Genomic DNA, 9,217 nt, shown 5'->3' with positions numbered 1-9,217 from the left:
GACTGTGCTCGGTGATTGATCCGGGAGATCAGATCACCACTTGGCTAGATAGTTCCCCGATTTGTGCAACAAGGCCATGGGGAGTGCGAAATGCCGGGTGATGAGCCGGGTGAGGCGATCAAGCTGATCGATGGGCTCGTGGTCGAGCAGGCCGAGGATGCGCAGTCGTTCCAGTCGACTGTGTTCATCCAGCGGCAAGGGGGGGCAATCATGTGGCTCTCCTGCCAGTGATCTTGCCAGTGTAATATACAAGCCGAAGGATGGGATCCACCCCCGCTTATTGCGGAGCGGCGGGTTTGCTCTGTTTCTTGTGCTTGCGCACCCGCATGTAGTTGCGACGGACCCCGTAGGAGATGAGCAGGCCGGCCAGCAGCATCACCAGCAGCATCAGGCGCTGTTTCTCCTGGTTGACCTTGAGATGGGTATCTTGTGCGGCCAGCAGTTTCTGCTCTTCCAGGGTGATCCTCAGATAGCCCAGGGTCAGGTTTCCGTCCTGGATCTCCTGGACGAACTGGATGCGCCCCTTGCCCTGCTCCGGCAGGGATTTGTTGTCGCTGCCGATGGGCAGCAGACTGTCCAGCGGCAGGGCGTTGTCCGACTGGGCTAGGGGAATGCCGCGGGCGTCATAGAGGGTGACATCCAGAATGTCAGGCTCGACGGCCAGATCCTGCGCCAGTCTCTCCAGTTCGCTCTCCTTGTCCTCCTTGATCCAGCGGCGCATGTCCCGGGCGGCATAGGCGACCAGCGCCTGTGCCCTGTCCCGTGCCGCCGCGTGCAGGGCGGCCTGGCTCTCTCCCTGCATGTGGATGAGCAGCACCAGCACCCAGAGACCGAGCAGGACTCCCGCCGCCAGGCTGACAACACGTTTGATGGGAAGATGACGCACAGAACCGGGCCTCTGGTAATGGATGAGCGGGGCTGGCTGGTGCCCCGGTGCCGCGAAGCGGGAAACAGGGTGGTCTGTTTCCATGTCTGCCCGCACCGCAGGCGGGATCTTGGCGCTTGCCTGTACAAAAAGCAATACGCTACTCTGGGCCCGCATGATGAACCCCATGATTTCCAAGGAAGGCGTCTCTCTTATGTTGTTGTCCCAACTTCCCCGCTCCCTGCACGACTGGTCCGGGGCCCTGAGCTGTGCCCCCTGCTGGCAGCTCACCAACGAAGCCCTGCTGCCCGCGGCCAACGCCCACGACAGCGCCTGGATTGTCCTGTTTGGCAAGGGGCTGGAGGCCGGTCATCTGGCCCGCCTGGCCCAGCAGCTGGATGCCCTGGGGCTCGAGGCCAGCCTCTATCCCGCAGGGGAGCAGGCCGGTATTCCGCTGCTGCTGCTTGGCACCAACCGCTTTTCCCCCGAGCTGGTGCAGGCGCTCAAAGCCCAGGAGTGGGACATCGATCTGTGTCATCTGGCCGCCCTGCCTACCCTGAGTGAGCCCGGTCTGCTGGTGATGGACATGGATTCCACCGCGATCAGGATAGAGTGCATCGACGAAATCGCGCGGCTGGCCGGGGTCGGTGAGCAAGTGGCGGCCGTTACCGCGGCGGCCATGCAGGGCAAGCTGGAGTTTGCCGACAGTCTGCGTGCCCGGGTGGCGCTGCTGGAAGGGGCGCCGGTCACCATCCTCGACGAGGTGGCGGCCGACATGCCCTGGATGCCGGGCCTGCCACTCATGGTCGATACCCTCAAGCAGGCTGGCTGGAAGGTGGCGATCGCCTCCGGTGGCTTCACCCGCTTTGCCGGCGAGTTGCAGCGTGCTCTGGGTCTGGATGCCATTTTCGCCAACGAGCTGGCGGTGGAAGGGGGCCTGCTGACCGGCAAGGTGAGCGGCCCCATCGTCGATGCCGCCGCCAAGGCCGAGGCGCTGCAACAGCTGGCCTCGGAGTACGGGGTGGTTGCATCCCAGACGGTCGCGGTCGGCGATGGTGCCAACGATCTCAAGATGATGGGGGTGGCGGGGCTGGGCATTGCCATTCATGCCAAACCCCTGGTTCGTGCCCAGGCGGCGGCGACCCTCAATCACCACGATCTGGAAGGGGTGCTCTGCCTGCTCGGCGCCCTGGCTTGTCGCGACCGACGCTGGTGCTGATCCCGCTCAAGGAGGAGCCGATCACGAGATGGAACTGTTACAGCAATCCCTGTTTGTCCCCTGCGGTGAGCATCGACTCCATGTGCGCCATATCCAGCCCGGTGTCGCGATGCATGCCGACCCCATCCTGATGGTGCACGGGGCCATCGAGAACGGCCGCATCTTCTACACCGAATCGGGCAAGGGGCTTGCCTGCTTTCTGGCTCGCCACGGGTATCAGGTCTATGTGGCGGATCTGCGTGGTCGGGGTCTGAGCACACCGACCATCGCCGAGCGGGCCGGCCACGGTCAGCATGAGCTGATCACCGAGGATCTGCCCGCCCTGCAGCGCTGGGTATCGGCCCGCCATGCCGGTGCCCGGGTGCACTGGATGGCCCACTCCTGGGGCGGCGTCATCATGGCCTCGACCCTGGTGCGCTTCCCCGAGCTGGCGGAGCAGGTTGCCAGCCTGGTGTTCTTCGGCACCAAGCGTGGGGTCTCGGTGCAGAACCCGGAGCGCTGGTTGAAGGTGGATCTGATCTGGAACCGGCTCGCCCCCTGGCTGGCGCGCCGCCGGGGGTTTCTGGCCGCCCGCCGGTTGAAGATAGGGGCCGATGATGAGCCCCTGCGCTACCTGCAGGAGACCATCCCCTGGGTCAAGTGCGGGCCCTGGTTGGACCCCTTTGACGGCTTCGCCTATGACGAGGCGGCGAGCCGGGTCAACTGGCCCCCGCTCTGGATGATCTCCGCCAAGGCGGACAAGGTACTTGGCCACCCCGTCGACGTGCGCCGCTTCAGCGACGAGATGGGCTCGGCCGTCCGCCACACCCGCCTTGGGCGGGACAACGGCAACCGCCTCGATTACGACCACATCAACATGCTGACGGCCCCCCAGGCACAGGAGGATCACTTCCCCGACATCCTCGCCTGGCTGCGTAACCCCCAGGCTGCCTGATAGACAAAAAACGGGCACTTGCGTGCCCGTTTTTTGTTGTCTCCCGGCCCTGCTGGCTAGCGGGGCCCGGATGGTATGCCAAGGCGGAACAGGGTCGCCTCGGTGGTATCGGTCAGTTCACCCACGCCCACGACACTCCAGAGCTCCTCTTCCAGCTTCTTGGCCTTGTGAATGGCGAACTTGGCGATGTAGTCCAGTTCACCCGCGATGAAGCTGGTGTCCGGGCGGCCGGTGCGCGAAATACCCACCAGTACCGAATAGAACTCTCCCTGTTGCCGGGCCAGTTCGATGAAACGGCGCTTTTGATCCGGTGAGCTGAAGCTGCTGGCCAGGTGGCTGCGAAACAGGGGGGTTCCCCCCTGGGAGTGGAGGGCGGCGATGTAGACCTCCTCCTCTTCCGGCTTGTCTTCCCGCTCGATGGCGCGCAGGGGATTGAGCAGCAGGGCCTTGAGCAGTGCCCCCTGGAACAGGGGATACAGGTTCAACTGCTGATCCTGCTCGGCACAGATGCGCAGCAGACGGGAAAGGCTGCGTGGCTGTGGCGAGAGGCCGGCCGCGGCCAGTTTCGGGGCGGCCTTGAGCTTGTTCACATAGACGGGGGTGTTGAACAGGTGGTGGGTGTAGAGGTTGCGCAGCGCCCTGGCCATGCCGCGATAGCGATTGAACTCCCGGGTGGTCTTGAGCTTGTTCTGGTTGCTTTCGATAAGCAGGCTGAAGAACTGGTGGCCGGTATGGCGCTCGGCCGTCCCCTCGATGCACAGATGCAGCACGGTTCTGCTCAGGTTGAGGCTGACCAGCCGATAGGGCAGGCGTTGCAGGTCCATGTTCCTGGCGAGCTCCTGCAAGCGGGGCAGAGCCACCGTGATGATGTCTCCCTTCTCCCCGTCGAACGGCTCCTCCAGCTCGATTTGCATGCCGTGGGCAGAGATGTCTCGGGTCCAGCCGACCCAGGATCGCTCCTTGTGATGCAAGACGATGGCCGTCTTGTGCATGTAGCGCGCCTCCTTGCGCAGTTGCACATAGTGCAGCGTCTCTATCTCGAAGGGGGCGGCATGGATGTCATGGCCAAAGCGCTACAAGGCGTTGGCGTTGAGCGGATCCTGACCCGTCTCTCGCTGGAACTCGTCGCGCTGGTTGTCCAGGTTTATCTCCTGCAGCATGCCCACGTAACCGAGCTGGGCCAGGCGCTCGCGCAGCAGCCTGTCCTGCAACTGGCTCGCCCCGCCCTGGGGGTTGTCGAGGTCGGCCTCCCGCAGGGTGCAGGCTTCCATGCTGAACTTGTACACCCGCCAACTGGGGCGGCGGGCGCCGATCTGGAAGAAGAGCGCGGTCAGTCCGCTCTGTTCCAGCTCCTCCCGGGTCGCGGAGAAGAAGTAGAGGTGGCTGCGTACCGCATGGGTAAAGCTGTAGATCAGCGTCTTGCGCAGCCCCTCTTTGCCTGGGAGCAATGAGGGCATGCGGGCAGCGGTGAAGAGGCTGGCGAGCATGTCGCGGTTCTTGGCGTCGCGCCAGTATTCGAGAATGTGCTGGTTGTTCTCGGTGCGCAGGGCGATCTCGAGGGCGGGGACGCTGCCCTTGCCGAAATAGAGGGGCATGCCGGTCATGCGTGGCAGATAGAACTGCTCATACCCCTTGATGACGGCGGCGGAGAGCAGGTAGTCGACGCTGACGCGATAGCGGCTGCGGTTGCGCTCGATGAAGTCGCGCAGGAACTCGTCGAACACCGGATGCTCGCCGTTCTTGAGCAGCCTGAGCCAGAATTTGTCCTCTTTTCTCTCCTCCCCCAGGATCTGGTAGCTGACCGGGTCACGCAGCAGGGGATGGGGATGATCGCGTTCCAGTCCGGTGAAGAAGACGGCTATCAGGTCGCCTGTCTGGTAGTCGGGCAGATAGGGCACGGATACCCGGATGCCGCCGAGGGAGATGTCGGAGCTCTTGGCGAGGATCTTCTCGCCGTTGGCGAGCTGGAGCACCATGGGAGAGCTGAAGTGCATGCGCTCTTCCTGTCGCCCGTAATGGCTGGCGAAGGGGATGGCGCTGACATCGAACGGACGAAACGGGCTGATGGGCAGCGCCAGATTGTCGCTGCGCCCCTGGTTGAGTTTGTACCAGGCTTGCAGCGCCTCGTAGACCCCCAGGGTGTAGCTGTCCCGGTAGAGGTAGCACTGGGATTGAAACAGCTCGATGGCCTCGGCGGGCATGAAGTGGGTCACCCCGTCGAACTCATGCACCTGACAGAGGGCGCCCAGCTCGTTGCGCATGTCGATGACGCGCCGGCAGGCGGTGCACTTGCGTTTGAGTTCCATCTTCAGCAGGAACCGGCTGTTGGTATTTTCGTTCTGGGTCAGACGGTTGAAGATTTCGTCGAAGTCCTTTTCCCGGAGCAGGGGGACAAGTTGTTCTATCAGATGTAGTGGTTGTTCTGAATCCATCTATTCCTGCCGCGGAAAGTCACTTTTCCGATTCTGGGTTTGATCTGCCGGTCGCAAACAAGTATATCAAGCAGGAATTCATCCTGTCCCCGAGTTATCCATGGCCAAAAACAAAACCGCCTATGTTTGTTCCGAATGTGGAGCCGACTTCACCCGCTGGCAAGGCCAGTGCAGCGAGTGCAAGGAGTGGAACACCATCACCGAGGTGCGACTGGGGGTGACGACACCCGGCAAGAGCGCTCGCTATACCGGTTATGCGGGCGCCGTCGGCAGCCAGGTGCAGACCCTGGCGGAGATCGCCACCACGGAGATCCCCCGTTTCAGCTCGGGCTTCAAGGAGCTGGACCGCGTACTCGGTGGCGGCGTGGTCCCCGGTTCGGCCATTCTCATCGGCGGCAACCCCGGGGCCGGCAAGTCGACCCTGTTGCTGCAGACCATGTGCGGCCTGGCGCAGCGCATGAAGACCCTCTATGTGACCGGTGAGGAGTCACTGCAACAGGTGGCGATGCGGGCTGGTCGGCTGGGTCTGCCCACGGACAAGCTGCGCATGTTGTCCGAGACCAGTGTCGAGCAGATCTGCCTCATAGCCCAGCAGGAGCAGCCTCAGATCATGGTCATCGACTCCATCCAGGTGATGCACGTGGCGGATGTGCAGTCCGCGCCGGGGTCCGTCTCCCAGGTGCGGGAGTCGGCGGCGCTGCTGACACGCTATGCCAAGCAGAATCATGTGGCCATCTTCATGGTGGGCCACGTCACCAAAGACGGCACCTTGGCGGGTCCCAAGGTGCTGGAGCACTGCATCGACTGCTCCGTGCTGCTGGATGGCGGGCACGACTCGCGTTTTCGCACCCTGCGCTCCCACAAGAACCGCTTCGGTGCGGTCAACGAACTGGGGGTCTTCGCCATGACCGGGCAGGGAATGAAGGAGGTGAGCAACCCTTCCGCGATTTTCCTCAGCCGCGGGGAGGAGCAGGCTCCGGGCTCCATAGTCATGGTGATCTGGGAAGGCACGCGCCCCCTGCTGGTGGAGTTGCAGGCGCTGGTGGATTATTCCCAGCTCTCCAATCCGCGCCGGGTGGCGGTGGGGATGGACCACAACCGTCTCGCCATGCTGCTGGCGGTGCTGCATCGTCACGGCGGGTTGCAGATGGCGGATCAGGATGTGTTCATCAACGTGGTGGGTGGCGTCAAAGTCGAGGAGACCAGCGCGGATCTGGCGCTGCTGCTGGCCATGGTGTCGAGCTTCCGGGATCAGGCCCTGCCCAAGGATCTGGTGGTCTTTGGCGAGGTGGGGCTCTCCGGCGAGATACGGCCCGTGCCCTCGGGTCAGGAGCGACTGCAGGAGGCGGCCAAGCACGGTTTCCGCCGAGCCATCGTCCCGCATGCCAATGCGCCCAAACATCCCATCGAGGGGATGGAGGTGGTGCCGGTGAAGAAACTCTCCGATGCCCTTGAGGCCCTGTAATCGACCATGAAAAAGGAGCGTATGGACGCTCCTTTGTTTTTCTGCCCGCCCGCTCAGGATTCGGGGGGGACGTGGTCTCGGTGCTCTTGCAGCAACTGCTCCAGCTCGCGATGGAGCAGTTGCTCCTCTCCGATGTTCAGCTCGATCATCCGCTTGAGGTGAGTGGCGCTGTCGATGTCGATGTGGTGGCAGTAAAACCCCAGCTTCTTGCTGGCTTCGTGGGTCAGCTCGACCTGCATCTTGATCTCGATGTCGCTGCCCCCGAGCACGAAGCAGATTTCGTACTCCTTGTCCTCGCTGGCGACCCAATCCTCGGGTCTGAGCAGCAGGGCTCCCTGCAGGGAGACATCGACCAGCTGGGTGCGCCACTGGTGTTCACCCTGGGTGAGCTTGGCGGCGGTCAAATAGAAAATCCGAGTAAAGTGGCGGCGCTCGGCCATGGTCGTCTCCGGTCTACGTGCGAGCAAGATGCTCATCCTTCATGTTGCAGAGTGTAATCCAGCTGGCACGCCAGGATATTGAACTGGCTCCGATATTGAATATCAGACCTGCTGATGGCTGAGGGATTCCACCACCTGCAGCGCCTTGACCAGCCGATCCTCCTGTTTGAACCTGTCCTCCAGCACGGGGCCGAGCTGGTTCAGATCCTCGTCCAGTTGCAGCAACTGGGCTTCGTCGGCGTTGCTGTACTTGTCGTTGAACTCCAGCGCGAATTCGGTACAGGCACGGATATGGGGGTAGATGCGCTTGGCCAGCTCCAGTTTGTCCCGGCTGGCTTGCTCAAAGGCGGTGACGACGTGGTTGTAGATCTCGAAATGGCCTGCGCTGACGTAATCGACCAGTTGTTCGCAAAAACGTTGCAGTTCGACGTGACCTGGGAGGGTGCGTTGCTTGCACTTGGCGGGCATGAGGCCTGCCAGTCGCATGTACTCGACCAGCAACGCCTGTCTGGCATCCAGCCAGTCATCTATTGCTCTGTGCTTGCCTGCCAGTGCGCGCTTGGTTTTTTCCAGTTCAGTTAACATAGTCCCTCCATGGGCATGGCATGCGGCTCTCGGGTCGCATGCCTTCGGTCATTCTCATCGACTGACGACACTCCTATAACTAGGGAAAATCCAGTTGACCGTCAATAGGAGTGTAGGGATATTGTTACATCAGGCGGGGATTTGCATGCCTCTCCCCACCGGTACTTCGCATCCTGTCGCCCATCCAGGGGACAAGGGGGCGATATATGTGACTATTTCCGCAGATCTTGATGAAAACCCCAGCATTCAAGCCAATCCGGCTGATAAAGCCTTTGCCTGAGTGTTTTTTTTTGAATAGAGTGGCCCGGTGCTAAATGCCCGATCATAAAGGAAATGTTATGAACAAAGCTCAACTTGTCGATGCAATTGCCGCCAAAGCAGACCTGAGCAAAGCTCAGGCCAAAGTCGCTCTGGAAGAGATCATCAATGGTATTACCCAGAGCCTGAAAGAGGGCGATGCCGTTCAGTTGGTGGGTTTTGGTACCTTCAAGGTCAACCATCGCGCGGGCCGTACCGGTCGCAACCCGCAAACCGGTAAAGAGATCCAGATTGCAGCCGCCAATGTGCCGTCCTTCGTGGCTGGCAAGGCGCTGAAAGACGCCGTCAAATAAGATCGTCTTGTAATCAAATGAAACCCGGCTTGTGCCGGGTTTTTTCTTGCCATCTTCGTCAAAATTTGTTTCAGATACACTCAGAATATGGCATGCGCTGTAGCGAGGTGGATATGGAACAGAAAAATGCCATTCGGCAGGTAGCCGTCCCCTGGGCACCCTCTCGTCAACTCCCTCCCGGCCTGGTCGTGGCCGAACTGCATCAGGATATCTGGAGCGACACCCTGACCGTCATGCTGGGGCGTGCTCGCAGCATCGATCTGCCTCCGTTGCCCCTGTGCCGGGTGAGTTTTCGCCACATCTTCGCAGTGCGGGTGATGGAGGATTGCGATCTGGCGGAGGGGCGTGACAGCCACGTCATCGAGGAGCAGATCCAGCTCATCACCCCGTCCCGTTTCGCCAGCTGGTTCCATCAGGAATCCGATGGACTGCACCTGGATGAAGATTTGCAGCACTACCGCATCTCGACCTGGGATTACTGCGCCGATGTGCTGACCTCTTCTCCCCCTGAACTCCAGTTCATGGTTCAGGAAGAGTAAGCCAGACTGTCGGGTCACCTCCGTGGTGACAAAAAAGCCGGCGCAGGGGCGCTAATGCCAGTCAGTTAAGCCTGACTGGCATTGTTTTTACTAGGTTTTCTCGTCGCATACTTCTGTGGTTTGGCTT

At 61.4% G+C, this 9,217-nt stretch carries 9 protein-coding genes and 1 pseudogene; 5 read left to right on the top strand and 5 right to left on the bottom strand.

The window, feature by feature from the left end:
• Positions 1–33: 33 nt before the first annotated feature.
• Together OKC30_RS18020 and OKC30_RS18015 are read right to left on the bottom strand one after the other, a co-directional pair.
• Positions 34–198: a hypothetical protein gene (locus OKC30_RS18020; RefSeq protein WP_270809728.1), complete on the bottom strand. Its 165-nt coding sequence runs from the start codon at positions 196–198 to the stop codon at positions 34–36.
• 79 nt (positions 199–277) lie between these two features.
• On the bottom strand, positions 278–886 hold the full coding sequence (locus OKC30_RS18015; protein WP_049636480.1) for an AhpA/YtjB family protein: 609 nt from the start codon (positions 884–886) through the stop codon (positions 278–280).
• 193 nt (positions 887–1,079) lie between these two features.
• Here OKC30_RS18015 and serB point away from each other — a divergent pair, with 193 nt between their 5' ends.
• Positions 1,080–2,084 (top strand): phosphoserine phosphatase SerB, encoded by a 1,005-nt coding sequence (serB, locus tag OKC30_RS18010; protein ID WP_160839083.1) that lies wholly within the window; start codon positions 1,080–1,082, stop codon positions 2,082–2,084.
• A gap of 28 nt (positions 2,085–2,112) precedes the next feature.
• On the top strand, positions 2,113–3,018 hold the full coding sequence (locus OKC30_RS18005) for an alpha/beta hydrolase family protein (protein ID WP_160839081.1): 906 nt from the start codon (positions 2,113–2,115) through the stop codon (positions 3,016–3,018).
• A 56-nt stretch (positions 3,019–3,074) separates the two neighbouring features.
• Here the strand turns inward: OKC30_RS18005 and OKC30_RS18000 are convergent.
• Positions 3,075–5,450, bottom strand: a pseudogene (locus OKC30_RS18000) (PilZ domain-containing protein).
• A 100-nt stretch (positions 5,451–5,550) separates the two neighbouring features.
• On the opposite strand from OKC30_RS18000, the gene radA reads away from it, so the two are divergent.
• Entirely contained in the window at positions 5,551–6,915 is a 1,365-nt protein-coding gene (gene radA / locus OKC30_RS17995) for a DNA repair protein RadA (RefSeq protein WP_010673036.1), read from the top strand.
• A gap of 53 nt (positions 6,916–6,968) precedes the next feature.
• Here the strand turns inward: radA and OKC30_RS17990 are convergent, their stop codons facing one another.
• Positions 6,969–7,355: a PilZ domain-containing protein gene (locus tag OKC30_RS17990; protein ID WP_029313755.1), complete on the bottom strand. Its 387-nt coding sequence runs from the start codon at positions 7,353–7,355 to the stop codon at positions 6,969–6,971.
• 102 nt (positions 7,356–7,457) lie between these two features.
• Positions 7,458–7,940: a sigma D regulator gene (gene rsd / locus OKC30_RS17985; protein WP_160839077.1), complete on the bottom strand. Its 483-nt coding sequence runs from the start codon at positions 7,938–7,940 to the stop codon at positions 7,458–7,460.
• Between the two features lie 338 nt (positions 7,941–8,278).
• On the opposite strand from rsd, the gene hupA reads away from it, so the two are divergent.
• Both hupA and OKC30_RS17975 read left to right on the top strand, forming a co-directional pair.
• A complete protein-coding gene (gene hupA / locus OKC30_RS17980) occupies positions 8,279–8,551 on the top strand; it encodes a nucleoid-associated protein HU-alpha (RefSeq protein ID WP_005305063.1) in 273 nt (90 codons plus the stop codon).
• 113 nt (positions 8,552–8,664) lie between these two features.
• Complete coding sequence (locus OKC30_RS17975) at positions 8,665–9,090, top strand: hypothetical protein (RefSeq protein WP_029313758.1); 426 nt, start codon at positions 8,665–8,667, stop codon at positions 9,088–9,090.
• Positions 9,091–9,217 lie beyond the last annotated feature (127 nt).

This window comes from Aeromonas sp. QDB18, from assembly GCF_027705325.1.
Classification (GTDB): domain Bacteria; phylum Pseudomonadota; class Gammaproteobacteria; order Enterobacterales; family Aeromonadaceae; genus Aeromonas; species Aeromonas caviae.
Note: the sequence above shows the minus strand (reverse complement) of the source record. Positions and strands in the feature narration are given on the sequence as shown.

What these genes read in the sequence shown, in the direction of transcription:
- serB (WP_160839083.1), top strand. Translation starts at nt 1,080, where the DNA reads ATGTTGTTGTCCCAACTTCCCCGCTCCCTGCACGACTGGTCCGGGGCC.
- OKC30_RS18005 (WP_160839081.1), top strand. Translation starts at nt 2,113, where the DNA reads ATGGAACTGTTACAGCAATCCCTGTTTGTCCCCTGCGGTGAGCATCGA.
- radA (WP_010673036.1), top strand. Translation starts at nt 5,551, where the DNA reads ATGGCCAAAAACAAAACCGCCTATGTTTGTTCCGAATGTGGAGCCGAC.
- OKC30_RS17990 (WP_029313755.1), bottom strand. Translation starts at nt 7,355, where the DNA reads ATGGCCGAGCGCCGCCACTTTACTCGGATTTTCTATTTGACCGCCGCC.
- rsd (WP_160839077.1), bottom strand. Translation starts at nt 7,940, where the DNA reads ATGTTAACTGAACTGGAAAAAACCAAGCGCGCACTGGCAGGCAAGCAC.
- hupA (WP_005305063.1), top strand. Translation starts at nt 8,279, where the DNA reads ATGAACAAAGCTCAACTTGTCGATGCAATTGCCGCCAAAGCAGACCTG.
- OKC30_RS17975 (WP_029313758.1), top strand. Translation starts at nt 8,665, where the DNA reads ATGGAACAGAAAAATGCCATTCGGCAGGTAGCCGTCCCCTGGGCACCC.